Origin of the sequence: Companilactobacillus zhachilii (assembly GCF_003606365.2) — a bacterium.
GTDB lineage: Bacteria > Bacillota > Bacilli > Lactobacillales > Lactobacillaceae > Companilactobacillus > Companilactobacillus zhachilii.
On sequence record NZ_CP031933.2, the window covers coordinates 717,201 to 743,736 of the forward strand.

23 protein-coding genes are annotated in these 26,536 nt (G+C 36.8%); 14 read left to right on the forward strand and 9 right to left on the reverse strand.

Annotated features, from left to right (window positions below; genetic code table 11):
* Positions 1–120 precede the first annotated feature (120 nt).
* Positions 121–837, reverse strand: a complete 717-nt coding sequence (locus tag D1B17_RS03100) for a hypothetical protein (protein ID WP_120143088.1) — start codon at positions 835–837, stop codon at positions 121–123.
* Between the two features lie 153 nt (positions 838–990).
* Positions 991–2,409: a 23S rRNA (uracil(1939)-C(5))-methyltransferase RlmD gene (gene rlmD, locus D1B17_RS03105; protein WP_240704443.1), complete on the reverse strand. Its 1,419-nt coding sequence runs from the start codon at positions 2,407–2,409 to the stop codon at positions 991–993.
* 258 nt (positions 2,410–2,667) lie between these two features.
* Between rlmD and recX the strand changes: the two genes are divergently transcribed.
* From recX to D1B17_RS03125, 4 genes are all read left to right on the forward strand, one after another.
* On the forward strand, positions 2,668–3,441 hold the full coding sequence (recX, locus tag D1B17_RS03110; RefSeq protein WP_120143087.1) for a recombination regulator RecX: 774 nt from the start codon (positions 2,668–2,670) through the stop codon (positions 3,439–3,441).
* 349 nt (positions 3,442–3,790) lie between these two features.
* The gene (gene ntdP / locus D1B17_RS03115) at positions 3,791–4,324 is read left to right on the forward strand and encodes a nucleoside tri-diphosphate phosphatase (RefSeq protein WP_057880898.1); all 534 of its coding nucleotides are present in this window, start codon (positions 3,791–3,793) and stop codon (positions 4,322–4,324) included.
* Between the two features lie 123 nt (positions 4,325–4,447).
* Entirely contained in the window at positions 4,448–4,735 is a 288-nt protein-coding gene (locus D1B17_RS03120; RefSeq protein WP_120143086.1) for a hypothetical protein, read from the forward strand.
* A gap of 331 nt (positions 4,736–5,066) precedes the next feature.
* Positions 5,067–5,462, forward strand: coding sequence for a hypothetical protein (locus D1B17_RS03125; RefSeq protein WP_120143085.1), 396 nt, complete (start codon positions 5,067–5,069; stop codon positions 5,460–5,462).
* 173 nt (positions 5,463–5,635) lie between these two features.
* On the opposite strand, the gene D1B17_RS03130 is transcribed toward D1B17_RS03125, so the two are convergent.
* From D1B17_RS03130 to D1B17_RS03155, 6 genes are all read right to left on the reverse strand, one after another.
* Positions 5,636–6,391: an amino acid ABC transporter ATP-binding protein gene (locus D1B17_RS03130; RefSeq protein ID WP_120143084.1), complete on the reverse strand. Its 756-nt coding sequence runs from the start codon at positions 6,389–6,391 to the stop codon at positions 5,636–5,638.
* Positions 6,391–7,086, reverse strand: coding sequence for an amino acid ABC transporter permease (locus D1B17_RS03135; protein ID WP_120143083.1), 696 nt, complete (start codon positions 7,084–7,086; stop codon positions 6,391–6,393). Before D1B17_RS03135 ends, D1B17_RS03130 begins: the two co-directional genes overlap by 1 nt.
* 31 nt (positions 7,087–7,117) lie before the next feature.
* The gene (locus D1B17_RS03140) at positions 7,118–7,897 is read right to left on the reverse strand and encodes a transporter substrate-binding domain-containing protein (RefSeq protein ID WP_120143082.1); all 780 of its coding nucleotides are present in this window, start codon (positions 7,895–7,897) and stop codon (positions 7,118–7,120) included.
* 83 nt (positions 7,898–7,980) lie between these two features.
* Entirely contained in the window at positions 7,981–8,901 is a 921-nt protein-coding gene (gene cysK, locus D1B17_RS03145) for a cysteine synthase A (protein WP_120143081.1), read from the reverse strand.
* Positions 8,902–8,914: 13 nt separating this feature from the next.
* A complete protein-coding gene (locus D1B17_RS03150; RefSeq protein ID WP_120143080.1) occupies positions 8,915–9,709 on the reverse strand; it encodes a homoserine O-acetyltransferase/O-succinyltransferase family protein in 795 nt (264 codons plus the stop codon).
* Between the two features lie 255 nt (positions 9,710–9,964).
* A complete protein-coding gene (locus tag D1B17_RS03155) occupies positions 9,965–10,426 on the reverse strand; it encodes a hypothetical protein (protein WP_120143079.1) in 462 nt (153 codons plus the stop codon).
* A gap of 869 nt (positions 10,427–11,295) precedes the next feature.
* Between D1B17_RS03155 and D1B17_RS03160 the strand changes: the two genes are divergently transcribed.
* The 4 genes from D1B17_RS03160 (at position 11,296) to brnQ (ending at position 18,139) form a co-directional block, all read left to right on the forward strand.
* A complete protein-coding gene (locus D1B17_RS03160) occupies positions 11,296–12,597 on the forward strand; it encodes a hemolysin family protein (protein WP_240704444.1) in 1,302 nt (433 codons plus the stop codon).
* Positions 12,598–13,132: 535 nt separating this feature from the next.
* The gene (locus tag D1B17_RS03165) at positions 13,133–14,710 is read left to right on the forward strand and encodes a peptide chain release factor 3 (protein WP_120143077.1); all 1,578 of its coding nucleotides are present in this window, start codon (positions 13,133–13,135) and stop codon (positions 14,708–14,710) included.
* Between the two features lie 408 nt (positions 14,711–15,118).
* The gene (locus D1B17_RS03170; RefSeq protein WP_120143076.1) at positions 15,119–16,120 is read left to right on the forward strand and encodes a glycoside hydrolase family 73 protein; all 1,002 of its coding nucleotides are present in this window, start codon (positions 15,119–15,121) and stop codon (positions 16,118–16,120) included.
* 663 nt (positions 16,121–16,783) lie between these two features.
* Positions 16,784–18,139, forward strand: coding sequence for a branched-chain amino acid transport system II carrier protein (brnQ, locus tag D1B17_RS03175; RefSeq protein ID WP_120143075.1), 1,356 nt, complete (start codon positions 16,784–16,786; stop codon positions 18,137–18,139).
* 476 nt (positions 18,140–18,615) lie between these two features.
* On the opposite strand, the gene D1B17_RS03180 is transcribed toward brnQ, so the two are convergent.
* On the reverse strand, positions 18,616–19,560 hold the full coding sequence (locus D1B17_RS03180) for a sugar-binding transcriptional regulator (protein WP_120143074.1): 945 nt from the start codon (positions 19,558–19,560) through the stop codon (positions 18,616–18,618).
* Positions 19,561–19,733: 173 nt separating this feature from the next.
* On the opposite strand from D1B17_RS03180, the gene D1B17_RS03185 reads away from it, so the two are divergent.
* From D1B17_RS03185 to citF, 6 genes are all read left to right on the forward strand, one after another.
* The gene (locus D1B17_RS03185; protein ID WP_120143073.1) at positions 19,734–20,882 is read left to right on the forward strand and encodes an NAD(P)-dependent malic enzyme; all 1,149 of its coding nucleotides are present in this window, start codon (positions 19,734–19,736) and stop codon (positions 20,880–20,882) included.
* 45 nt (positions 20,883–20,927) lie between these two features.
* Positions 20,928–22,214 (forward strand): 2-hydroxycarboxylate transporter family protein, encoded by a 1,287-nt coding sequence (locus D1B17_RS03190; RefSeq protein ID WP_420868409.1) that lies wholly within the window; start codon positions 20,928–20,930, stop codon positions 22,212–22,214.
* Between the two features lie 551 nt (positions 22,215–22,765).
* A complete protein-coding gene (gene citC, locus D1B17_RS03195) occupies positions 22,766–23,776 on the forward strand; it encodes a [citrate (pro-3S)-lyase] ligase (protein ID WP_120143072.1) in 1,011 nt (336 codons plus the stop codon).
* Positions 23,766–24,059 (forward strand): citrate lyase acyl carrier protein, encoded by a 294-nt coding sequence (gene citD, locus D1B17_RS03200; protein WP_057892915.1) that lies wholly within the window; start codon positions 23,766–23,768, stop codon positions 24,057–24,059. The genes citC and citD overlap by 11 nt, the downstream gene beginning before the upstream one ends.
* Entirely contained in the window at positions 24,059–24,961 is a 903-nt protein-coding gene (gene citE / locus D1B17_RS03205) for a citrate (pro-3S)-lyase subunit beta (RefSeq protein WP_120143071.1), read from the forward strand. The genes citD and citE overlap by 1 nt, the downstream gene beginning before the upstream one ends.
* Complete coding sequence (citF, locus tag D1B17_RS03210) at positions 24,951–26,492, forward strand: citrate lyase subunit alpha (protein ID WP_120143070.1); 1,542 nt, start codon at positions 24,951–24,953, stop codon at positions 26,490–26,492. Before citE ends, citF begins: the two co-directional genes overlap by 11 nt.
* The last annotated feature ends 44 nt before the right edge of the window (positions 26,493–26,536 follow it).

Genomic DNA, 26,536 nt, shown 5'->3' on the forward strand with positions numbered 1-26,536 from the left:
GTCTGGACCGAAAAAACTAACGAATATTTTATAAATTGATATTATTTAAGTGTTTCATTTTTTCGATTAATGAGTAGCTTCTAGCAAGTGAGTTTAGCATTATATATTCATTGAAATGTGCTACTTATCTCTAAAGAAAAATGCTACTACACTGTTTAAATATGATTTAAACGCAGATTTTATTATTAAAAGTGGAATAGGCGTGAAAAAAAGTATTAGCATCATAATTCCTGATAATGTGTAAATATCATCATCAAATGCGAAAAAACTTGAAAGGACTGTAACAATAATAAAGAAAATAATTTCTAATATAAAGGCGATCCAAAACATTATTTCAAAAATATCCTTTAGAATTGGCCAGAGAATCTTGATTTTCGATTTCAAACCATTTAAAAAGCTAATAAATAGTTTCTTTATAGAAATGCTAACTTTTTGTTTATGAGATGCTTGGATTGGCATGGGGTAAACGGGATGACTGGGATCATCTATGAAACCAATGATAAATAGTATTTTTCTCCCACAGGATTTAAGCGTACCATCTTCGGCCATATTTATTAATATAAGCAAAGAAGGACAAGCTACAAATATACGAATCAAGAGCCTCACAAATAAATATTCTTCGGTAGTATCGTGAAAAATTTTAGAGGCGATAAATAAAAGAATAAAATATATTACCATTAATATTAAAGTGGTTTTAATTATGAATTTTATTGTATCTGTTAACTCGCTACTATAGTATTTTGCACGTGATTGGAAATTCTTGAATGAAGTGGACATTTCAGCAATATTGGATTTCCAATATCTAAGTATTTCCATTAACTTTATCCAAAAAGTCATAAATAATCTCCTTATTACTATTATGATTTGTCCAGTATAGCTAATTTTTGACCTTAAAGATATTGGTATATTCCAAAAAAAACTAACGAATATTTTTTGAAAACGAAAATACAAAAAATGCTTAAGAGAGTAATATCTCCTAAGCATTTTTTATTATCTTCTAACTAATTTAACAACTGTTTCAACATGCGGTGTTTGTGGGAACATATCAACAGGTTGTAAGTAAACTACTCGATATTCCTTTGTTAAGGTAACTAAGTCTTTGGCCAAAGTTGAAGGGTTACATGAAACATAGACCAATTTATTAACTGGATTACGATTCAAGGCACCAATCAACTTGTTATCCAAACCGGTACGTGGTGGATCAACGACAACGGCATTGACGGTTTTGCCATCTTTCAACAATTGTGGATAAATTTCATCAGCTGAGCCAACGTAATATTCAGCGTTATCAACTTCATTAAGTTTGGCGTTAGCTTTGGCATCTTCAATTGCTTCAGGGATGATTTCGATACCATAAATTTGTTTAACTTTGTCTGCCATAGTGATACCAATCGTACCGACACCACAATAAGCATCTAAGAGGACGTCGCGTTGGTTTGGTTCAAGTGCTTGTGCAACTAAATCGTATAACTTATCAGTCTGCAACGAGTTCAATTGTAAGAAGGCACGTGGTGAAAAGTTGAAGAGGTAGCCATTGATATCTTCTTGAAGGTATTGGTCGCCCCAAAGTAACTTCGTTTCGTCACCCCAAACGCCAGCTTTATCTTCTTTATTGATATTTTGTGAAATTGAACTAACTTCAGGGATTTCCTTTTGAATACGTTCAATCAGTTGGTGCTCCTTGATAAACTTAGGTGAACGGGTGATGAAAGTAACTTGTAGTTGGTTAAATTCAACTGATTCACGAATGACAATCATACTTAAAATACCGGATTTATTTTCTGGATTGAAGACGGGAATTTGTAAATCTTTAATCATTTGAACAATTTTGCGCATGGCTGACATAGTCAAGTCCATTTGCGTTGGCATTTCGGTTAGGTCAACTAGTTCTTGAGTACCAGTTTTGTAAAGTCCGCAACGAATTTCACCGTCAATTTCTTGAATAGGGAATTGAGCTTTGTTACGATACTTCTCTTGTTGAACCGAACCAACAGTTGGCTTGATCATATATTTTTCGTGAGCGTATGGTTTATATTTTTCCAATGATTCACGAAGAATATTTGATTTGAAATGCAATTGATCTTTGTAATTGATGTGGGCAAATTCAAGTCCACCGACCTCGTTTGCTAATTCTGGTGTATCAGGATTTCTGAAGCGACTAGCTTTTCTAATTTTATGGATGCGACCATTTAAGAAACGTTCATGAACATCAGTTAGTTCACAGACAATAACGTCTTCTGGCACAGCTTTAGGGACAAAAACGATGACATGTTTGAAGAAACCAATTCCTTCACCATTGATTCCGATACGTTTAATAGTAAGCGGAAAACGGTCCCCAACTTTTAATTCTTGCGTAATGTTATTTGTAGGCATAAATTTTTCCTTTGAATGTTTTTGCGATAAACTCATATAAGAGTATAACACGGAGATGCCGTCTCCAGGAGCAAGAAAGTTAGGTCGCTATGGGGACCGACGAAAGCCAAGGTCTTTCGTCTCGATTTTGAGCCTTGCATAAACCGCAAGTCTCAAAAGTCGTCCCGTGGTGTAAGAGCTAAAGCTCTAACGCCACCTGCACAGCGACCTAACTTTCTTGCTCCTTCCGACTAGTTAACTAGTTTAGGCAATATGTTAATTAGAAATATTAAACAAATAGAGAGGCAGGATAGAATGGCTAAAATTACAAAAATTCAGGCACAAAAACGAAAAGGGCGCTATAATATCTTCCTTGATGGTAAGTATGCGTTTCCGGTGGCGGAACAAACTTTGATTGATTTTAGATTAATGAACGATGTCGAATTAACCGATGAGGATATCAAAGAGATTCAAGATTCAGAGAATATTAACAAAGCCTATGGGGATGCTGTTAATTATTTGAGTTATCAATTGCGAACGAAAAAAGAAATTAAGGATTACTTATATAAGAAGGAGTATCATCGCGATGCAGTTGATGAAGTAATCAGCCGCTTAGAAAAGTTGCATTATTTAGATGATGCTTCATATGCTAAAAGTTTTATCAATACCCAATTGCGAACAACCGCGAACGGGCCAAAGATTATTGAACAAAAAATGGTTAAAAAAGGTGTTCCAAATAATGTTATTCAAGATGCTATCGTTGAAATTGATTACGATACCCTGTTAGAAAACGCGACCGATTTTGCTAAGAAACAAGCCAGAAAACAAAGCCGAGCATCATTTAAGCAAATGTTAACCAAACTTCGTGCAAGTTTGTATCAAAAAGGATTCGATAACGAAATTATTGAAACGGCAATCAAGAATTTGGATTTGGAACCTGACGAAGATGAAGAGTTAGATAAGCTGAAAAAACTAGTCGACAAAGTGCAACATCGTTATGATAATCCAACTAAACTAATTAATTATTTAATGACCAAGGGCTATCATTTTGATGAAATTAAGAAAGTTTTGAGTTCTGAAGAAGAATAATCTATCAAAGAAAAGTCTCTCTTTAATCACATTTGATTATTGGAGATTTTTTTGTTTATTTTGTAAAACAGTAGATTAATTAGCTGGAGGTTAGGAAGAATTTCACCAGCAGTGAAGGTGGAGTTAGAGCTTTAGCTCTTACTCCACGGATGTATTTTGAGACTTGCCGTTTTTGCAAGGCTCAAAATCGAGATTCGAGGCCTTGGCTCGAATCGGTCCCACAGCAGGTGGACTTCTTCCTAACCGGAAGCGGCCACAATAAAAATAATCGCGATAGCTTTTATTAGTTTCACAGCTCTGGTATACTTTTTTTGGATAAGAATTAGGTTTTAGAGAAAGCTGGTAAGTTATGCAGATTCCTAGAGAAGGGGATTACGTAGCAATCCAGAGTTATAAGCATGATGGTCATTTACATCGTACTTGGCGTGAAACAATGGTGTTAAAGACAAGTGAAAACGAAATTATTGGTTGTAATGAGAATACTCTTGTCACAGAAGCAGATGGACGTCGTTGGGTAACAAGAGAGCCCGCGCTAGTCTACTTTCATAAAAAATATTGGTTCAATATTATTACTATGATAAGAGAGAGTGGTGTATCTTATTACTGCAATTTAGCGACACCTTTTGCTTTAGACAAAGAGGCCATCAAATATATTGATTACGATTTAGATGTTAAAGTTTTTCCGGATGGAGAAAAAAGATTGCTGGACGTAGACGAATACGCTGCGCACAGTAAAATGTGGAATTATCCACCTGAAATAGATACGATTTTACATGATAATGTCGACGTTTTAATTGATTGGATCGATAAAGGCAAAGGACCATTTTCACAAGCTTACGTTGATCTTTGGATGCAAAGATATAAAGAATTGTCACACCATTAGGATTGCTATATCCTGATTAAGACTGCCTTTGGGTAGTCTTTTTTTATTTCTTTACATTAACTTAATCAAAAATATACATAGTCTTGCTACCGTTAAAGATGAGAACGCAATCAGGAGGAGATTATGGAGATTGGAACTGAATATTATCCATTAGGGCAATACGTTATATTTATTTGTTTTGTAATAATTTTGTATTTGAATTTGCGCAAGTATGGTTGGGGAATGAAACATAATCAGCTTTTGACTTATTTGGTTTTAATTGTTGGCACAATATTGACGCATGGAAAGGATATTTTAAATTTTCAAGATTGGTTTGGAATCATTAGTCCGTTTATCATTGCCTTCATGTATTACAACAAGCGCTTGCAGAAATTTAGAGCTGATTTTAATAATTATTTAGACAAAAAATGAGTATCAATTAAATATGTATTACTCACTCTGGAGACTCATATCCATAGAATACTGAAGATTGACAGATAGATATGCTGCGGAATTGAAGTAATTGATAAAGTCGAAAGATTCAGAGCATTCTCTATATCTTATAATTCTAGTCATTGATTCCAAAACGAACAATAAATTAACCGGAAAGAGCAAGAAATTAGGTCGCTGTGCAGGTTGCATCATAACTAACATCTATGTTTGAAGATGTTATACAAAATGATTAAGTTTTTTATATGACCAATCCTAAGTAACTGATTTATTGTTATACTAGAAAACATGATTTCAGTGAAGGGGAATTATTGTGAATATAATTAATGTGATATCAAATATTCTTCTCCTGACTGCTTTGATGTTGACTAGTGACGTCAAATTGAAAACAAGGGATACTAAAGGATTAGTAGCTTATGGATTAATTGCTGTAACGTTTATCCTCAAACTTACGCAACCAATAGCTATGATGGGCTACACATTGTGGCTTATTTTATTTTTAGTAGTTCTCATTCGCACGAATAACTTGGTTCAACAAACAGTCTCCAGTTTTCGAGAAGAATTAGGTTTTTGGCATTTTCTGGCTGCCATGATAGTTGGATTGGTTGGGTTTAATCTGCTATATGATATGGTCCGTTTGTTATTGCCAACAGCAATAGTTGTTTTATTATTTGTTTTAATTAACGCAAAAAAATCCAGTCAACGATAAAAGTTGACTGGATTTTTTGTATTTCGTTTATCTAAATAGCATATAATTTCAAACATAATTATTGGGATAGTTAAGTTATATGGTTAATACACTAGCATGAGGGAGAAAAAGAAGAAGTCAGCAGTGGTAGTGGTGACTTCTTCCCTTTCTCCCTCATGTGGCATTAAGAGGTTTTACTTCTTTAATTGACTATCATCAAAGGTAATCCCAGATAAGAAATCTTTAATTCTAGTAGTTGGGTGATTAAAGAACTCATCTGGAGCTCCGTCAAAGAGGATATCACCGTCTTCGACGAAGACAATTTTATCGGCCACAGAACGAGCAAATTGCATGTTATGTGTCACGATAATCATTGATTGGTCCATTTTGCTTAACTCTTCAAGAATCAATAATACTTGAGTTTCTAGTTCTGGATCCAAAGCACTAGTTGGTTCGTCTAACAAAACGTATTCTGGATTCATTGCTAAAGCACGGCAGATAGAAATACGTTGTTGTTGTCCACCGGAAAGTTGACTGGGGTAACGGTCAGCGTATTCACTTAAACCTACTTTTGAAAGTAATGCTCTTGCATGTTCTTCAGTTTCCTTTTTTGAAGCTTTGAGAACAGTTTCAGGTGCTGTTGTAATGTTTTGCAAAACAGTTAAGTTAGGGAAGAGGTTCCAATTTTGGAAAACCATGCTTGTTTTCTTACGGATATCAAAACTTTTTTTCTTAGTAATGGGTTCAGCGTAATTAAGACTAATGTCGGAAAAACTGATTGTTCCACTTTCTGGTCTGACGAGTAGATCAAGTGAACGTAACAGAGTTGATTTACCAGAACCAGAAGGCCCTAAGATAACCGTTGTTTTGCCATCGGGGAAGTCAACGGATAAGTTCTTCAAGACTTCTTTACCTTCATATTTCTTAACAACATTTTTCAATGAAATCATTAGGCTTCACTTCCTTTAACATATTTTGAAGTTCTGCGTTCAAGATAGTGTTGTAGTAATGTCAACAACGAGCAGATAATTGCATATAGGAAAGCGGCTAATGAATACATCAAAAGTGGTTGGAAATTCTTAGCTGTCATTTGTTGGCTGACTTGGAACATTTCCAAGATAGTGATGGAACTGGCCAACGAGGTATCTTTGACTAAGCCAATGAATGAATTGGACAATGGTGGCAAAGCGATTCTAACAGCTTGTGGCAACACGATTTTCATCAAAGTTTGTTTAGTCGTAAAGTTCAATGTAAATGCTGCATCCCATTGATCTTGTGGTACTGACATCAAAGCTGAACGAATTGTTTCTGAGGCATAGGCTCCAGTGTTTAATGAAAAGCCGATAACAGCAGCAATGAATGGTGTTAGTTGAATACCAGCACTTGGAAGACCAAAGAAGATGATAAACAATTGAACTAGCAATGGAGTTGAACGGAATAACCAAACATAAAAGTCGGCAATCGCGCGAACAATTAACCAAGGATATTTGATTATTTTGTTTTCACTCGGTTTAATAAATTTAATTAATGCGGTTAAAACGGCTAAAATCAAGCCAAAAATAAATGAAATTATCGCCAGCGGAATGGTGAATTGCAACATTGCAGAAATCATAGCTGGTAGAGATGTAATGATAGTGTGCCACATGAAGTTAAAACCCCCTCAATTAGTTTAAAAATTATTTTTTAGTAATATCTTCACCGAAGTACTTAATTGAAAGCTTCTTCATAGTGCCGTCTTTGTATAGTTCCTTGATAGCTTTGTTTACGCGACCACGTAGGTGAGTTGATTTCTTGTTGTAAATTGGAGCAATTTTTGATGGTGCAAGTTTGTTATTTGGAATAGTGATGTATTTCAAATCAGTGTTCTTGTGACTTTCTTTCCAATATAAGAAAGCTTCCTTGGAGTTGATGGCACCTGCCACACGTCCTTGGTCGATCATTGACATATCAGTTTGGAAATCAGCAGCTGGAACTACTTTAGCACCGAACTTTTCAGCATGGTTGTAGTTGTCAGTACCAGTTCCGGCAGAAATTTTCTTACCTTTAATATCGTCAACTGAGTTGATACCTGTACCATCTTTAGTGATGATAACTGATTTTGAGTAGATGTAAGGTGTTGAGAAGATGTAGTGTTTTTCACGTGATGGATTTTCAGCCACGTTGTTCAAAACAACATCAAATGTACTTGAGTTCAAACCGGCAATTAATGAATCCCATTTAGTAGGAACAAATTTGGCTTTTAAATCAAGCTTCTTGGCAACAGCTTTACCAAGATCAACTTCAAATCCTTTAAGTTCTCCACCGTCACGGTATGAATATGGTGCATAAGTTCCTTCAAGACCGATTGTTAATGTGCCAGCAGTCTTAGTGTCGGCGTTTTTGTTACTTGAGCAGCCGGTTAGTACCAAAACTAAGGCTACGATTGTAGTTAATATTAAAGCAATTCGCTTTTTCATTTTAATAAATCCCCCTGTATAGTAAAAAAATCATCACTTTATATTTTCTCATAAAATAAAGCTTGTTAAAAAGAATATGTCTCCTAAAACTTAAATAAATCAGTTGAAAGATATCTTTCGCCATTATCAGGTGCAACTGTAACAACCGATTTACCTTTACCAAGTTGCTTGGCAATTTCAATGGCACCAAAGATATTAGCTCCAGAAGAGATGCCTGGTAAGAATCCTTCTTTACGACTGACTTCTTGCGCCATCGTGATTGCTTGGTCACTAGTTACTTCTATAATATCGGAGTAGGCATTTTTATCGAGTGTCTCTGGAATAAAACCTGCACTGATACCTTGAATTTTGTGAGCCCCAGTTTTACCTTCCTTTAATAGAGGCGATTCAGCTGCTTCCAAAGCATAAATTTTCACGTCTGGGTAGGCTTTAGTTAAGGCATGGCTGACACCAGATAAAGTACCACCAGTACCAACGCCGGCAACAAAGCTATCAACTGGAGTATCGCCAAAGGCCGCAACGATTTCTTTACCGGTAGTGGCTTCATGGATAGCAGGATTAGCTGGGTTTTGGAATTGCATTGGCATGAAGTAACCATTTTCTTTGGCCAAATCAGTGGCTTTTTGAATGGCAGCTTTCATACCGCCTTGACCAGGTGTCAAAATTAATTCAGTGCCGTAACCTTGCATCAGTTTGCGACGTTCGATACTCATTGTTTCGGGCATTGTGATAATTAAGTGATAACCTTTGGCAGCGGCAACTAGTGACAAACCGATACCCGTGTTACCAGATGTTGGTTCAACTAAAGTATCACCAGGCTTGATTTTACCAGCTTTTTCGGCTGCTTCAATCATTGATAGGGCAATCCGATCTTTAATTGAACTACCAGGATTGAAAAATTCTAGTTTAACATAAACGTCAGCGGCATTATCAGGGACGACGTTATTTAATTTTACGAGTGGTGTGTTGCCAATAAGTTGTGTAATATTTTGTGCGATTGTCATAGTAAATCTCTCCTTAGCAAGTAGTTAATTTGTGTTCTGCGACTGTTTGAAGCCAATTACGATAAAATTTGCTTTGGGTTTGTTGCCAAGCAAACGTTGGACGTTGATCTAAAGGTGAGTAGTAATTGGCGGCAGGTCGTGGATTTTTTACTTTCGGACTATTGAGTTCTCGGTGATATTCTTCATCCAAGCCATTCCGTTGATATTCCAAATGGGAAAAAATAAAGGTTTGATGTTTTTGATTAGCTTCAACGAGAGTTAATAGACCATTTTCACTAACAGCTTTGATAGTTAAATTGGGACTGTTAGCGAGTTGTTCGTGATCCATTTCCGCATAACGGGCATGTGGTGCCGGAAAATTATCTGAAATGTTGTTCAACATAGGTGTTTCAGTTAAAATTTGATTTTGAAAAATACCGAAGACTTTATGCGGTAAGATCTTTTTGTCAATATCATATAAACGATTTAGAGCGACCATAGCGCCCCAACAGACATATAATTGTGGGATGTTTAATTGATCGAGTAGATCAATCAGCTCATTGATTTCATCAGAGTATGAAACTTGAGGAAAGTCTAATTTTTCCACTGGACTTCCAGTAATGATAAAACCATCGAGGTTAGAAATTTCAGTTAAGTCTAAAGGTGACATATTGTTGGTGATACTTGAATCAAGCTTACGGTCAACATAGCGAGTGGCTGAATAGTAAAACTTCAACTCAACTTGATTGCCAAGCGCTATTTGGAAATTTCTCATTGTTTCAACTTTGTTAGACATCAAATTTAAAATGCCAATTTTGATATGTTCCACAAGTAACTCCTTTCTAAGTAGCTCAGAACACAAAAAAGCGGGGCTGACTAATGTCAACTCCGCTTGATAGTTTTAGTTTTCACTACTTGATTATCAATTGAGTGGTATTAGACATGCTGAAAAAGTATAGTAATGTTCGTTCATTACTACACAACAACATGATTCAACTTGTGCTTGGTTAAATTTCAACATGTCTAATTCCTCCTACAATTAAGTTGTCTCAAACTTACAATTAAAAATTCGATAAGTCAAGAATTATTTTTTCTTCTCTGTGTAAATTGATAGTGATTCAAATTCTAGATATGAGGCTAAAGTCAATGAAATAACTAGTAATAGCACCAACCAGCCTAAGGTTCTACCTAAGATATATGTCAATGGCAAAAATTTTGCGACTAAAAAGATAAATGCAACTGATAAACAAAAATCGACAAGTAAATTAGCTCCAATGACAAATTTGCTTCGTTCCAAAATGAAAAAATTGAGCAATTCTTTGAGTACCTTTTGTGTTGAGCTGCGGTACATGATGAGAACCGGACGTTGAGCGATAACTTTGACCGCAAACATACCAAAGGCTCCAACGATACCACCAACAACAATTCTCCACGTTAGGGCATGCAATACAAGTGAATTGTATGAGACCCCAATAATTGATAGACAAAGAACGTAAGGGATGATGAAAAAGAACAGGTAGATCACAGCAATTTTTTTGTTAGACATTTTAAAATACTCCCTATATACTGATGTACTTATTCTATCATTAATGGGTTGAAGATTCGAGGATGCCGCCGGAGAATGTCAGTGCTATGAGTCTGCTGTGGGACCGGCTCGAGCCAAGGTCTCGACCCTCGATTTTGAGACTTGCATAAACCGCAAGTCTCAAAATACGTCCGTTGAGTAAGTGCTAAAGCACTAACTCAACTATCACTGCTGACTCACAGCACTGACATTCTCCGGCTAAGGTGTAGGTTTGTGAATTTGGTCCATCGTTATATTTGTCTTAGCTAAGGATTTAAATATATTCTATGCTGGATTTAAACTTTTCAGATTAGTTGTTTAGAAGATGAAACGTTGATTATTGTATCCTGTTTTCAAAGTTTCTTAGTATTTTTAAAAAAAGAACAAATAAATTAGTCGGAAGGTGAAAGAAAATTAGGTCGCTGTGAAGGTGGCGTTATGGCTTTAGCCATTACACCACGGGACGACTTTTGAAATTCGCGTACTTTGCGAAGTTCAAAATCGAGGCTGGAGACCGCATTTTGGCTCCAATCGGTCCCCACAGCGACCTAATTTTCTTTCACCTGGAGACGGCCTGTAACATTTAACCATCCTAAACCGTTCACCTTTATTGTTGAATGGTTAAACACCTGTTATAATTGTTTTGTTTATACTTAACTTTAGGATTCTAAGGTTAAGATTAAAGATAACAGCCAAGGGGACTGGTATTTCCACATGCGGTATCTTAGCAGGTGGAATTATTTGTTCTTGAAGGCAGAATTTACATTTTACATATGAAAGAGAGTGCGAGTTAAATGAGTGGTGACTCTTCTGGAGCGTCGCTTTCCGGGCAGCTGATTTTAATTATTGTTTTGACAATATTAAATGCTTTTTTTGCAGCAGGCGAGATGGCGATGGTTTCTGTTAATAAAACGTCCGTTGAGGAAAAGGTTAAGAATGGTAGCCGTGGTGCTAAGAAAATTCTTCAAATGATCAATGAACCAAATAAATTTCTATCGACAATTCAAGTAGCGATTACCTTGGCAGGTTTCTTATCATCTGCTAGTGCCGCTACAACGTTAAGTGTTGGGATGGAAAAATTGATTGGAGATTTTCCTGGTAGTCGGGAAGTTTCAATAGTGATTATAACGGTGATTTTATCGTTTATTACTTTAGTTTTAGGGGAATTGTATCCGAAGAGGATAGCGTTACAACGCCCATATGAGGTAGCAAGTTTTACGCAACCAATGATAAGTTTGTTTGGATGGATTTTGAAACCGTTTGTCTGGTTGTTGGATTCGACAATCAATTTGTTGATGAAAATCACTCCAATTGATTTCAGTAAAAATGATGAACCTATCACGCGTAATGAAATGATTGCTACATTGAAGAAATCACGTAATAACGGGACAATTAACCCTGATGAATATCAAATGTTACAGGGGATCATCCGTTTTGGCGATAAGACAGCTCGTGAAATTATGGTTCCAAGAACTGATACCTTTATGCTAGATATCAACGATCCCGTTGATGAAAATATCGATGCTATTTTGGGACAGCCATATTCTCGTATTCCAGTGTATGGTGCTGATAAAGATAATGTTATTGGGATTATCCATATCAAAGATTTATTGAAACGGTCTCGTGAAGTTGGATTTGAAAATATTAGTTTGAAAGCTATTATGAAGGAACCATTGTTTGTTCCCGAAGCAACTAATATTGATGGACTGTTGCTAAAAATGCGTAGTACACAAACACAAATCGCCATGGTCGTTGATGAGTATGGTGGTATCGTTGGTTTGGCTACGATTGAAGATATTTTGGAAGAAATCGTTGGGGAAATTGATGACGAGTATGATCCCGTCACAAAGAATTTCCAAAGATTGGGTGCTAATAAATTTTCAGTTGTTGGTTTAATGACAATTGAGGATTTCGATGACCTTTTTGAAGAAGAAATTCACGTTGAAGATGTCGATACGATTGCTGGTTATTTGATTATGAATATCGGTGAAATACCAGATCCTAAACATCCGAAGTCATTTACCTTAAAAGATGGTACAGTCCTTACATCAGGTGAGCTAAACGGTTCCAGAATTGAGAATGTCATTGTGACAGTCCCTGACAGTAAATTGAAGAATGTTACAACTAATATGTACAAAGACAAATACAAGTAATTAATAAAAACGTCAGGCATTTTCTGAATTATCAGGAATGTCTGACATTGTTGTTTTTAACTAAAGGTTAAAGGATTCCAAATCTGCTTTAAGTCTTTACGCTCTAGTCGTTATTGACACAAAAGTAGTTACGAATATGATTTAATATTTCAATTCATTTACGGATTATTCAGAACAAAGAATAAACTAGCCGGAAGGAACCAGAAAATTAGGTCGCCGTGAAGGTGGTATTATGGCTTCAGCCATTACACCACGGGACGACTTTTGAAATTCGCGTACTTTGCGAAGTTCAAAATCGAGATTGGAGACCGCACTTTGGCTCCAATCGGTCCCCACAGCAACCTAATTTTCTGGTTCCTGGAGGCGGACCACTATAATATGTTTCCATATCGTTTGGATTATGTATTAGAATAATAAAGTAGTAATTTTAAGAATTAAAACTTAAAAATAATCTAGGTCCCAATTGCGAACCGATAATATATATATTATGAAGGAGAAAAAAAGTATAAGACCGCAAGTTTTATACTGAACTAATATGGATCAAAAACAATTAGAACAAGAAGTAAACAAACGTAGAACTTTTGCCATTATCTCTCACCCGGATGCTGGTAAAACAACTATTACTGAACAAATGCTTTATTTTGGTGGAGTTATTCGTTCTGCCGGTACTGTTAAAGCTAAAAAGTCTGGTCAATTTGCGACATCTGACTGGATGGAAATTGAAAAAAAACGTGGTATTTCGGTTACTAGTTCGGTAATGCAATTCCATTATCGTGGTAAAGATATCAATATCTTGGATACTCCAGGACACGAAGATTTCTCTGAAGATACTTACCGTACTTTGATGGCCGTTGATGCCGCCGTCATGGTGATTGATTCTGCCAAGGGTATCGAGCCACAAACTAAGAAATTATTTAAAGTTGTTAAGAAACGTGGTATTCCTATTTTTACATTCATGAACAAGTTGGACCGTGATGGTCGTGATCCACTTGATTTGATTGCTGAATTAGAGGAATTACTTAATATTGAAGGTTGTGCAATGAACTGGCCTATCGGTATGGGTAAGGAATTAAAAGGTCTTTACGATATCAGTAACAATCGTTTGGAACTATATCGTAAAGATGGTGATGATCGTTTCTTACCATTGAACGATGAAGGTCAATTAGCAGAGCATAATCCGATTGAAGACGAAGGTGTCTATGATCAAGCGCTTGGTGAAGTTGATTTGATTAAAGAAGCCGGTAATAAATTTGACTTGGATAAAATTAAAGCTGGTAATCAAACGCCGGTCTTCTTCGGTTCAGCTTTGACAAACTTTGGTGTTGAAACATTCTTGAATACTTTCTTGGATATGGCTCCAGCACCTGCCGAACATAAAGAAAAAGATAGTGATGAAGTTGTGAAGCCAGATGACCCACAATTTTCAGCATTCGTCTTTAAGATTCAGGCTAATATGAATCCTAATCACCGTGATCGTATTGCCTTCGTTAGAATTTGTTCCGGTGAATTTGTCCGTGGTATGGATGTTACTTTACAACGAACGGGCAAAGTTATGCGTTTGAACAATGCAACTGAATTTATGTCTGATCAAAGAGAAACAGTTAAGACGGCGGTTGCTGGTGATATTGTTGGTTTGTATGATACTGGTAATTTCCAAATCGGTGACACGATTTATGAGGGTAAGAAGTCTGTTCAATTTGAAGATTTACCTCAATTTACCCCAGAAATGTTTATGGAAGTTCAAGCTAAGAATGTTATGAAGCAAAAATCCTTCCATAAAGGAATGCAACAGCTAGTTCAAGAAGGTGCCGTTCAACTTTACAAGAAATACACAACTAACGACTATATCTTGGGTGCCGTTGGTCAACTTCAATTTGAAGTCTTCCAATTTAGAATGAAAAATGAATATAACTGTGATGTTGTGATGAAGCCAATTGGTTCCAGAATTGCCCGTTGGGTCGATCCTGAACAATTAGATCAATCAATGTCATCAACTAGAAATATGTTAGTGAAAGATTTGGATGACAAGCCATTGTTCTTGTTTGAAAATCGCTTTGCTGAAAACTGGTTTGCTAACAAATATCCAGATGTTAAGTTAACTTCAAAATTATAGAAAATCGCTGAATAGCGGTTTTTTTTATTGTAAAATTTTGTTGGTAGTGTAAAAAAACTATAAATAAAGGGAGGCGAAGTTTACGTTCAATAAGGCCTAGATGGCGTACAAATAGGGGATTCTTCTCAAATAAGATAACAAAATGATTCTAACTACCGATTGTTTACTTTGTTATTAATCGTAAAGGTTTTGTAATTATATCTGGAAATTTATCGAAAAACAGTTATCTTTCCGCGACTTGGCATAGAGAAAACTTAAAGTTCTTAATAAATTCTTAAAGTCAAGTGGCAAAAAATTACAATTTATTTTCGAATGTTTAATTTTTGTTACAAAATCCAGGTTCTATTGAAACTACTTTTTTTAAATAGTAGTCTATAACTAGATTATTTATTAAGGGGAAACCATTCTATGTCTAAAAAAAATCTACTAACTAGTGCTTTAGTACTTGGCACATTAGCTGCAACTGCGACACCTTCTGTTGTGTCAGCTGCAACAACAAGTGATGCAGATTCAGCTGCACCTCAAACAAGTACCGAACAAGTAAATAATAAATCACAAGATAATAGTTCAAATGTCATCGCTGGTTCAGAAAAGAAAGCCGATACAACAGTTGCTACTTCAGCTACTGTTCAAGCCGCCAGTGAATCAATTAACAACGCTCTAAATACAACTGCCGTTATCCAAGCTGCTACAGGTGCAACTTCTGCACAACAACAAGCTTTCTTAGCATCAGCTGTACCAATGGCTCAAAAGGCTGCTTCACAATACGGAGTTTATACTTCAGTTATGTTGGCTCAAGCTATTCTTGAAAGTGGTTGGGGTACATCAACTTTAGCTACTCAAGGTCATAACTTATTTGGTATTAAGGGTGACTATAATGGTGCCTACGTAACAATGCCAACATCAGAATGGAGTGCTTCACAAGGTTGGTATACAATCAATGCTAACTTCAGAAAGTACCCAAGTTACTACGAATCATTTGCTGATAATGGTAACAAACTACGTAATGGTGTTGCTTGGAACTCAAGTTATTACAGTGGTACATGGAAAGAAAATACTTCATCATATAAGGATGCAACAGCATGGCTACAAGGTAGATATGCTACTGCTCCTAACTATGCCTCATCATTGAACAACTTGATTCAAACATACAACTTGACTCAATATGATGGTACAGCCGAAACTAACGGTGGTGCTCAAACAAATGGCAGTACAATTAAAGTAAATAACGCTAGTGGAAATTACGTTAAACTTTATGCATTTGCTAGTGATGGCTCAATGTCAACTATTACAAACCGTGGTTTAGCAAACAAGACACCTTGGTATACTGATCAAACTAAGACATACAATGGTCACACATATTACCGTGTTGCTACAAACGAATGGGTTGAAGATACAAATCTAGCATAGAGATTAGTATGGAACTCATGTTTTAAAACCACTACCTAAAGGACTGAATCTAGATTTTAGATTTGGTTCTTTTTTTGTTGTTGAAATATGCCGCCTCCGATTGGGAGCTGAGCAAGGTGAGTCTGCTGTGGGACCGGTCTGAGCCAAGGTCTCAGACCTAGATTTTAAACTTCGAGAAGTTCACTCGAATTTCAAAATACGTCCGTGGAGTAAGTGCTAAAGCACTAACTCCACTATCACGGCTGACTCACCTTGCTCAGCTCCCAATTTCCGGCTAGTTTATCTGTTGTTAATAGATGCTTGTATATGGATTCGTCGTTAGTTGTCGTAGTCATTTCAAATTGGAAAATAATGTTTTTTTATAATATTCTAGGTGGAGTAGCGTATATCTCAAAAAAATTAGTTGTTCTACTGCCTTGAGTCGCTTATCATATTTAAGGGATATTTACAGAAGGTTGAAATGTAATTAGTAATAACGAATACACTAGCCGGAAGGAACAAGAAATTAGGTCGCTGTGAAGGTGGCGTTATGACTTTAGTCATTACACCACGGGACGAGATTCGAGACCGTTCTTTGGCTCGAATCGGTCCCCACAGCGACTTAATTTCTGGTTTCTGGAGGCGGATTCAACTTTTAGATACTTATATAAGAGAGTGAAATTAATGAATGAAAAATTAACTTGGAGAAATCTTTTCTTTATCGGTTCAATGTTGTTTGGATTGTTCTTTGGCGCTGGTAATTTGATTTTTCCTGTCTTTTTGGGTCAACAAGCTGGTAGCAATGTCTTTTATGCCATTATCGGATTGTTGATTACGGGTGTTGGTTTGCCACTACTAGGTGTTGCTAGTATGGGGATGACTGGAAGTAATAGTGTGTTTGATTTAGCTGGGAAGGTAAATCGACCTTTTGCTTATATTTTTACAATTTTATTGTATTTAACGATGGGACCATTTTTTGCGATTCCGCGCTTGGCAACAATTTCTTATCAATTGGGGATTGCTCCGTTTGTTGGTAAAGCCCATCAAAATTTAGTGCTATTGATTTTTTCGGCTATCTTTTTTATCGTGACGTATTTATTAGCAAGAAAACCCAGTAAATTGATGACTTATGTTGGTAAATGGTTGACTCCGATATTTTTAGTCTTACTAGGTATTTTAGTAGTTACGGCGTTTATTAAACCCATGGGTGGATTAAATGCGATACCACAAGGCCAGTATGCTAAAAGTCCCGTTTTGACTGGATTTACAGAAGGATACAATACGATGGATGCGCTGGCGTCTTTGGCTTTTGGTGTGGTTGTTATTGATACTATTAAGTCTTTAGGAGTGACACATCCCGGTCAAATTGCCAAAGATACGATTCGTTCAGGCTTGATCAGTGTTGTTTTGATGGGAATTATTTATGCTTTCTTAGCCTTGATTGGAACGATGAGCGTTAATAAATTACCATTAGCATCTAACGGTGGTGTAACACTGGCTCAAGTTTTCAATTATTACTTTGGTTCCTTTGGAAGCCTATTGTTGGCATTGATAGCAATTATTGCATGTTTGAAAACTTCGATTGGGTTAACTTCAGCTTTTGGAGAAACAGCCAAAGAGATGTTTCCAAAATTTAATTACAAAGTAGTTTTGATTGCGGCCGGAACGTTCTCATTTTTAGTAGCAAATATCGGTTTGACAAAATTAATCAATTATTCAACACCGGTTCTGATGTTCTTATATCCGTTGGCAATGGTTTTGATAATAATTTCAGTTTTAACACCATTGATAGGTGATTCTAAAATCACATTTGGAATTACAATTTTATTCACAATTATTCCAGCTTTATTTGCTGGTATTGAAGCCTTGCCTAAAGCTTTGCAAGATAACAATTTTGTGCAACAAGTTTTAACTTGGAACGACCATTTACCGTTAGCAGAAATGAGTTTGGGATGGGTAGTTCCAGCATTAGGCGGATTAGTTATTGGCTATATAATTAGTCGTCTCTATTTGAGACATTTGGCAAACAAATTCAAATAAGTCCAATGAATCACAAAAAGACGGTTTTTTCTCAACTTTGGTTAGTTGCCGTCTCTGGGTGCAAGAAATGTTGGCGCTGTGGGGACCGATTGGAGCCAAAGAGCGGTCTCCAATCTCGATTTTGAACTTCGCAAAGTGCGCGAATTTCAAAAGTCGTCCCGTGGTATAGGCGCTAAAGCGCCAACGCCACCTTCACTGCTGCCAACATTCCTTGCACCCAGAGACTAATACATTTATTATTTTTAGTACGATGAAATTAATTCGATAAACAAGTGCTATATTATTTGAAATTGAACATAAGCAAAAGGCTAGGTATTTTTCTGGATTTATACCCAGAAGAGATACCTAGCCTTTTTTATTTTCTATTCTATAACCAAAATTAAGAAAGAATCATTTCAAACCATGCGGTACTTTTTGTATAGATTAGTCTAATGCACAAACAAATATAATATAATTTCAGTGGAAAAATGTCGGATCTACAATTCTGCTAGTAATTTATTGGCAGTAGGTTCGTTCAAAATCACGTCAGTAAAGTAATTGCCTTGTAGGGCAGCACTTAAAGCTGAGGACTTAAATTTATCGTTGACGATTGCTACACGTGAAGGAACTTCTAAGATTTTCTTGAAGCTAATTCCGAAGACTTTATCATCATCTTCGTTGACTAATACGTTGCCTTCTTTATCGATGGGACGTCCGTAAACTAAACCAGCGATTGAATTGGAATTGACTTTCGGGAAAAGAATATTCTTACTATTGTACCAAGAGTCGATACTATTGATGGAGTCTAATGTCCCAACACTAGTAAAAATTAAATCTAACTGTTCAGCTGTTGCCAGGGAAGGTTGAATGGCTGGTTCTAAAGCTAGCAAACGTCTAACTTCCTTATTAACTATGTAAAGTGGCACGTCGATGGTCAAATATTTACCGTTATAACGCGTAGCAACTTTTTGAACCATACGCATCGTACCTGCAAGTGAATTATGTTTCCCGTTTTCACCAATGAATTGTGTAAAGACCATGTTGTCTTTAGCTGTTGTTTGAAAAGCATCAATCACATGATAAATCGTGTCTCCCCACGTGAGGCCGATTATTTTTTTGCCATCTATTAAATCTTGTAAATATTTAGCAGCAAATGAGTAGAATCGATCGTTTTCATGTGCAATATCTTCAGTATTTTTCAAAACATAAAAATTAGGGTTGGGAAAGTTTTCCCGAAGCTTGTTTTCCAAGTCAGAACTTCGTGAAAAGGGTGAACTAATGTTGATAGTTACAATTTTTTTATCAATTGCTTCAGATAAGTATTTTGATATTTTGTAACGGCTGATATTGTACTTTTTCGATATGTCACCCAAGTTCAAATGGTTTAAATAATAGTCTTGAGCCAAATCTACTAGTAATGACGTATTTTCTTCTTGGGGCATGATGATTCTCCTTTGTTACTTATAAGTTACCCTATTTACCCGTTGAATTCAATTTTGAAAGTTTGTGAACTTTGTGAAACTATTTACATTTTTTGAAAAATAGAGTAGTATTCAAATTGAAAAATGTTAAATTTATTGGATATTTTTTAATTATTTAAAAAGAGGCGACACCTATGGATATGGAATTAGTTAAAAAAATACATAAAGCGCATACAGGTGTTCTCCAAATTAATGGAGAACTACCTGTTTCAACAATGGAAGAACTTGGTGAGGCATATACACCCGGCGTTGCTGAAATTAGTAAGATCATTGCAAAGAACCATAGCTTGGCTTCTGAATATACAGTCAGTGGTAAGTTAGTCGCAATTATTACTGATGGCTCGGCAGTTCTGGGTCTTGGAGATATTGGTCCCCAAGGTGGTCTACCTGTTATTGAGGGTAAGGCTTTGTTATATAAACGTCTAGCCAACGTAAATGCAATTCCTTTAGCTTTGGACCAAGTTGATGTTGATGAGTTCGTTCAAACGGTTGTTAACATCAGTAAGAGTTTTGCAGGGATTCATTTGGAAGATATCGCAGCCCCAAGATGTTTTGAAATTGAACAAAAATTGGCAGAAAAACTTGATATTCCTGTTTACCATGATGACCAAGAAGGTACAGCAATCGTCGTTCTAGCTGGATTGATTAATGCCGCTAAAGTCGTTAACAAAGACATTAAGGACTTGAAAGTTGTTATTAATGGTGTCGGGGCTTCTGGTTTAGCCACAGCCGAATTATTGTTCAAGAGCGGTATCAAGAACATCGTTCTAGTTGATAAAAAGGGTGTTATCGACAACAAAGAAACAAGTTTAAATGAGTATCAATATGATTTGATGAAACGTATCAATAATCAAACTGGTGCTAAAACTTTAGCTGATGCTATGAAGGGTGCCGATGCCTTCGTTGGTTTATCAGTCGGTGGGCTTGTTACTAAAGAAATGGTTGCCTCAATGGATGATGGTATCGTCTTTGCTTTAGCTAACCCTAAGCCTGAAATTGAACCAGAACTTGCTCAAGCTGCTGGTGCTAAGGTAGTAGCAACTGGTAGTTCACAACATCCTAATCAAGTTAATAATATTTTGGCTTTCCCAGGTCTCTTCAGAGGTCTTTTGGAAAATCATGTTAATCATTTTAGTTCTGAAATGGAAGCTAGTGTCGCTGAGGGTCTAGCTGCTATGATCACCGATCCAAAACCTGAAAAAATTATTCCGGGAGTTTTTGATAAGAACGTTGTTAAGACCGTGTCAGATGCAGTTACAAATTTTGTGAAAAATGAGGATTAAATCATGCAATTGAACTCGATTCCTGACGAAGATCAACACAAGAACATCTTCCAAAAGTTTATGGCATTGAATATTGGTATCGTTCCAATGCCGCTTTACCTACTATTATTAGTAGCTTATGTCTTATTAACAATTACTAACCAAATGCCTAATGACATGATTGGTGCCATCGGTATTATGACTTTATTCTCTTTTGTCTTGGAAGAAGTCGGAAAACATATTCCCGTCTTAAATTCTTTGGGTGGAAAAGTATTAGTCGTTACTTTCTTGCCATCATATTTAGTTTATATGAACTGGCTTCCCCAAAGTACTACGAAGGTCGTAACTGACTTTATGAACAATAACAACTTTTTAGCTGTTTTCATTGCGCTATTGATTGTTGGTAGTATTTCAGCCATGAACCGTAAGACTTTGATTCAAGCAAGTATGAGAATCATCGTGGTGCTATTGATCTGTGAAGTTGTGGGGCCACTTGTTGGTATGGGAGTCGGTATGTTATTAGGACTTTCAGCTTACAAATCATACTTCTTTATCGTTGCACCAATTATGGCTGGTGGTGTTGGTGAAGGTGCTTTGCCATTATCACTTGGTTATGCCGCTATTATTTCGATGGGTCAACAAAATATTTTTGCTCAAATTTTACCTTGCGTTATGTTAGGTAGTTTAGTTGCTGTTATTGAAGCAGGTATTTTGAGACAAATCGGTGTCTGGAGACCTAATTTGACTGGTAATGGACGTCTAGTTGAAACAGATAACAGTTCTGATGAATTAGGCAGTTTATCATCAAAATCAGACACAGCTAACATTACTAAGATGCTTGTTTCAGGTATTTTAGCTATCACACTTTATATGCTAGGTGTTTACATTAATTCAATTATCCACTTGCCAGCTCCAATCGTCTTGTTGATTGTCGTTATGGTTGCTAAAATGCTGGGCTGGATTCCTGATTCAGTTCAAGAAGGTGGAAAATCACTTTACAGTTTAACTGTTAAAGGTATCTCACCACTCTTACTATTCGGTGTTGGTGTTGCGATGACACCTTGGAAGTCATTAGTTACAGTCTTTACAAATGTTCCAATGTTGATCACTATTTTCGTTACCGTTACAGCCATCGTTGCGGCCGCCTTCTTCGCCGCTAAATTCTTGAACATGTATCCAGTTGATACAGCCATTGCCGTTTCATGTTGTTCTGGTCAAGGTGGTACAGGTGCCTTATCTATCCTTGCTGCCGGTGATCGAATGAACTTGATGCCATTTGCTCAAGTTGCGGTTCGTTTAGGTGGTGCCATTACCGTTACACTATCAATTTTCTTGATGAGATTTTTTGCTTAGATAATTCTTTGGGAGTGCCGTCTCCGGGAATGAGAGATTTTTTTACCTGCTGTGGGACCGCCTGGAGCCAAGGTCTCAGGTCTCGGTTTTGAACTTCGAGAAGACCGCTCGAATTTCAAAACACGTCCGTGGAGTAAGGGCTAAAGCCCTAACTCCACTTTCACTGCAGGTAAAAAATCTCTCATTCCCTCCGACTAGGGTATTGAAATTTCTAGGTTATGACATCTATCAAAGAGATTACCGAGTAAGTAATTATGATTATTTGGATATTTATTCATGTAATTTTTAAGACATTAGAACCATTAAAATAATTATTACCAATATTCAAATCACCAGTAAATAAACAATTATTAATGAACTAGCCGGAAGGAGTAAGAAATTTAGATTGCTGTGAAGGCGGCGTTAGTGCTTTAGCACTTACACCGCGGGACGACTTTTGAGACTTGCGGGTTGTGCAAGGCTCAAAATCGAGGTTGGAGACCTTGGCTCCAACCGGTCCCCACAGCAAACTAAATTTCTTACTCCTGTAGGCGGAACGTAGGAGTTATGTTTTGGAGATTACTACATTAGATCTTAAAGATTCCTATTACTATGAACAATGGCAAGTCTTGATTGAAAAAGAAGGCTTGGTTATTGAGAATCTTGATGATATCACGGAAACGTTTGGTATCTATGAAGATGATGAATTAATTGCGACTGGTTCTTACTTTGAAAATGTTTTGAAGTATTTAGCGATTGAACCTGAGTTTCAAGGTGGAGCAGTTTTTAATAAACTGGTGTCTACTTTGATCAATGAATTGGCCACGCAAAATATTTTTCACGTTTTCGTTTTTACCAAGCCACAATATAAACAAAGTTTTGAATATTTAGGGTTTCAGGTCGTTGCTGAAACTGATGTCTCGGTGTTACTTGAGACAGGGGATTATTCGATTGATCAATATATTGCCGATTTACCTAAGGTAGATGGAAAAAATATTTCTGCAATTGTTATGAATGCGAATCCGTTTACTTTGGGCCATCGCTACTTAGTTGAACAGGCAGCTAAAGCTAGTGATTATGTTTACTTGTTTGTCGTTAATCAAGATGCCTCGTTATTTACTACAAAGGAACGGATGGACTTGATTGAACAAGGGACTAGCGATTTAGATAATGTCTTGGTTGTCAGTGGGGGGCAATATATGGTGAGTTTTGTGACATTTCCTTCGTATTTTATTAAGAGTCGAGCTGATGTTGCAACTTATCAAACACAATTGGATGCCCGAGTATTCAAACGTGTAGCCAAGGCTTTACATATTACGAAACGCTTTGTTGGTAGTGAACCTTATTCACCAACGACTGAGATTTATAATCAGTCACTAGCTAAGGTTTTACCGCCAGAGGTCAGTTTAGAAATACTCGACCGTAAAGCTGTCCAAAAAGATATTATTAGTGCTACTAAAGTTCGTTCCGCCATCCAAAATAATGACCTAACGAAGGTTCAAAAATATGTTCCAGTAACAACGTTTAAGTTTATTAAAAATAATTTACCAACCTTATTAAGGAGGATTCACGATGGAAATTAAGCATACAGCTCTAGCTGGTACTTTGGAATCAAGTGATATTCAATTCACTTTGTCAAAAGGTACAGGCGTAGAAATCAATCTCGATTCACAAGTTGAAAAACAATTTGGTAACCAAATTAGAAAAGTTATTACTGACTTATTGGCTGATTATGGCATTGAAAATGTTAATGTCCGTGCCGTTGATAAGGGAGCTTTGGATTGTACAATTAAAGCTCGTTTGATTGCTGCTATTCAACGTGCAACCGATACACAAAATCAACCTAATTGGGAGGTACTTGGATAATGGAACGTTTACGTAGAACCATGATGTTTGTTCCTGGTAACAACCCAGCTATGATCAAAGATGCTGGTATTTACGGAGCTGACTCAATTATGTTTGACCTTGAGGACTCTGTTTCTCTAAATGAAAAAGATACAGCTAGAATGTTGGTCTTTGAAGCATTACAAAATGTTGATTATGGCAATTCTGAATTAGTTGTGAGAATTAACGGTTTGGATACTGAAATGGGCCGAGCTGATATTTTTGCCATGGTTAAAGCTGGTGTACAAGTTATTCGTTTGCCTAAGACAGAAACTCCTGATGATGTTGTTGAAACGGAAAAGGTTATCGCTGAAGCTGAAAAATTTTTTGGCATTGAAAATGGTCGTACACATATGATGGCCGCCATTGAAAGTGCGGGTGGTGTCTTGAATGCCCCAGCTATTGCCAAGGCTTCTGATCGTTTGATTGGGATTGCGCTTGGTGCCGAAGATTATGTCACAATGATGAAGACACGCAGATATCCTGATGGAGCTGAACTTTCATTTGCTCGTAACATGATTTTGCATGGTGCTCGTGCTGCTGGTATTGCGGCCTTTGATACGGTTTATTCAGATGTTGATAACACTGAAGGTTTCAACCACGAAGTTGAAATTATCCATGAACTTGGATTCGATGGCAAATCAGTCATCAATCCTCGTCAAATTCCATTAGTTAATGCAATTTATGCACCAACTGAGAAAGAAATCCGTAATGCTAAAGATGTCTTACATGCGATTGACGAAGCTCACAAGAAGGGTTCAGGTGTTATTTCATTACGCGGTAAGATGGTCGACAAGCCAGTTGTAGCCCGTGCTGAGCGGACAATGGCTCTAGCAAAAGCTTCACATTTAGTTGATACGGAGGGCAACATTTATGCTAAATAAAGTAAATCGTGAAATTCCTGATGATATTTTAAAAGAAAAGAACTACAAACCATTTGAAACAACTGAAATTGGCAGTCCCGAAACAACTTATGTGGCTCACCAAGTAAAAGTTTCTCAAGGTGATAATAAATTAGTTGAATCAATTCCAGAAGTGATTGAAAAGGCTGGTTTGAAGAATGGTATGACCATTTCTTTCCACCATCATTTCCGTGAAGGTGACTTTGTTTTTAACATGGTCATGCAAGAAATTATTAATGAAGGTTTCCAAGATTTAACACTTGCTCCTAGTTCACTAACAAACGTTATGAACGATATGGTAATTAAGGCTATCAAAGCGGGAACAATTACCCACATCACTTCATCTGGTATGCGTGGAACACTAGGTGACTTTATTTCTCACGGTGGTTTAAAAGACCCAGTTGTTCTACGTTCACATGGTAACCGTGCTCGTTCAATCGAAAATGGTGATATCAAGATTGATGTTGCTTTCTTAGGTGTCCCAAATGCGGATGCTGTTGGTAACGCTAATGCCATTCATGGTGATGCGGTCTTTGGTTCAATGGGTTATTCATTGATGGATGCTAAGTATGCTGACAAGGTCGTCTTGTTAACCGATACAATCATGCCTTATCCAAACACTCCAGCCAGCATTGAACAAACACAAGTTGATTACGTTGTGAAAGTTCCTAAGGTCGGAGATCCTGATAAAATTGGTTCCGGTGCAACTCGTTTTACTAAGGACCCTAAGGAATTGAAGATTGCGGAAATGGTTAACCAAGTAATTACTCATTCACAATACTTCAAAGATGGCTTTAGTTTCCAAACGGGTTCTGGTGGTGCTGCCCTTGCCGTCAGTCGTTATCTTAGAAAATCAATGCTTGCTAAGAATATTAAGGCCTCATTTGCTTTAGGTGGAATTACTAAGCCAACGGTTGATTTACTTGAAGAAGGTCTTGTTAACAAGATTTTAGATGTCCAAGATTTCGATAAAGGTGCTGCTGCAAGTATGGCAAGCAATGAGAACCAACAAGAAATTGATTCTTCATGGTATGCTGATCCATATAACAAGGGTGCTGCCGTTAATCAACTAGATGTCTGCATCTTGTCAGCTTTGGAAATCGATACTAAGTTTAACGTTAACGTTATGACTGGTTCTGATGGTGTCTTGCGTGGAGCCATTGGTGGACACCAAGATGCTGCTAACGCTAAATTGACTATTATTTCTGCACCACTTGTTCGTGGTCGTATCGCCACAGTTGTGAATGACGTGACAACCGTTGTTACACCTGGTGATAGCATTGATGTTTTAGTTACTGAAGTTGGTATTGCTATCAACCCTAAACGTAAAGACTTAATTGAAGCCTTGAAGAATGTTCCCGGAGTTCCTGTTTATACCATTGAAGAACTTCAAAAACGTGCCCAAGCAATTGTTGGTAAGTCAGAACCACTTGAATTTACTGACAGACCAGTTGCTTTGATTGAATACCGTGATGGTAGTTTGATCGATACAGTTTACCAAGTTAAAGACTAGGAGAGAAATAATGATTGATGTATTTTCTAAAGGGTTCAACAAGA

What these genes read in the sequence shown, in the direction of transcription:
- D1B17_RS03100 (WP_120143088.1), bottom strand. Translation starts at nt 837, where the DNA reads ATGACTTTTTGGATAAAGTTAATGGAAATACTTAGATATTGGAAATCC.
- rlmD (WP_240704443.1), bottom strand. Translation starts at nt 2,409, where the DNA reads ATGAGTTTATCGCAAAAACATTCAAAGGAAAAATTTATGCCTACAAAT.
- recX (WP_120143087.1), top strand. Translation starts at nt 2,668, where the DNA reads ATGGCTAAAATTACAAAAATTCAGGCACAAAAACGAAAAGGGCGCTAT.
- ntdP (WP_057880898.1), top strand. Translation starts at nt 3,791, where the DNA reads ATGCAGATTCCTAGAGAAGGGGATTACGTAGCAATCCAGAGTTATAAG.
- D1B17_RS03120 (WP_120143086.1), top strand. Translation starts at nt 4,448, where the DNA reads ATGGAGATTGGAACTGAATATTATCCATTAGGGCAATACGTTATATTT.
- D1B17_RS03130 (WP_120143084.1), bottom strand. Translation starts at nt 6,391, where the DNA reads ATGATTTCATTGAAAAATGTTGTTAAGAAATATGAAGGTAAAGAAGTC.
- D1B17_RS03135 (WP_120143083.1), bottom strand. Translation starts at nt 7,086, where the DNA reads ATGTGGCACACTATCATTACATCTCTACCAGCTATGATTTCTGCAATG.
- D1B17_RS03140 (WP_120143082.1), bottom strand. Translation starts at nt 7,897, where the DNA reads ATGAAAAAGCGAATTGCTTTAATATTAACTACAATCGTAGCCTTAGTT.
- cysK (WP_120143081.1), bottom strand. Translation starts at nt 8,901, where the DNA reads ATGACAATCGCACAAAATATTACACAACTTATTGGCAACACACCACTC.
- D1B17_RS03155 (WP_120143079.1), bottom strand. Translation starts at nt 10,426, where the DNA reads ATGTCTAACAAAAAAATTGCTGTGATCTACCTGTTCTTTTTCATCATC.
- D1B17_RS03165 (WP_120143077.1), top strand. Translation starts at nt 13,133, where the DNA reads ATGGATCAAAAACAATTAGAACAAGAAGTAAACAAACGTAGAACTTTT.
- D1B17_RS03170 (WP_120143076.1), top strand. Translation starts at nt 15,119, where the DNA reads ATGTCTAAAAAAAATCTACTAACTAGTGCTTTAGTACTTGGCACATTA.
- brnQ (WP_120143075.1), top strand. Translation starts at nt 16,784, where the DNA reads ATGAATGAAAAATTAACTTGGAGAAATCTTTTCTTTATCGGTTCAATG.
- D1B17_RS03180 (WP_120143074.1), bottom strand. Translation starts at nt 19,560, where the DNA reads ATGCCCCAAGAAGAAAATACGTCATTACTAGTAGATTTGGCTCAAGAC.
- D1B17_RS03185 (WP_120143073.1), top strand. Translation starts at nt 19,734, where the DNA reads ATGGATATGGAATTAGTTAAAAAAATACATAAAGCGCATACAGGTGTT.
- citD (WP_057892915.1), top strand. Translation starts at nt 23,766, where the DNA reads ATGGAAATTAAGCATACAGCTCTAGCTGGTACTTTGGAATCAAGTGAT.
- citE (WP_120143071.1), top strand. Translation starts at nt 24,059, where the DNA reads ATGGAACGTTTACGTAGAACCATGATGTTTGTTCCTGGTAACAACCCA.
- citF (WP_120143070.1), top strand. Translation starts at nt 24,951, where the DNA reads ATGCTAAATAAAGTAAATCGTGAAATTCCTGATGATATTTTAAAAGAA.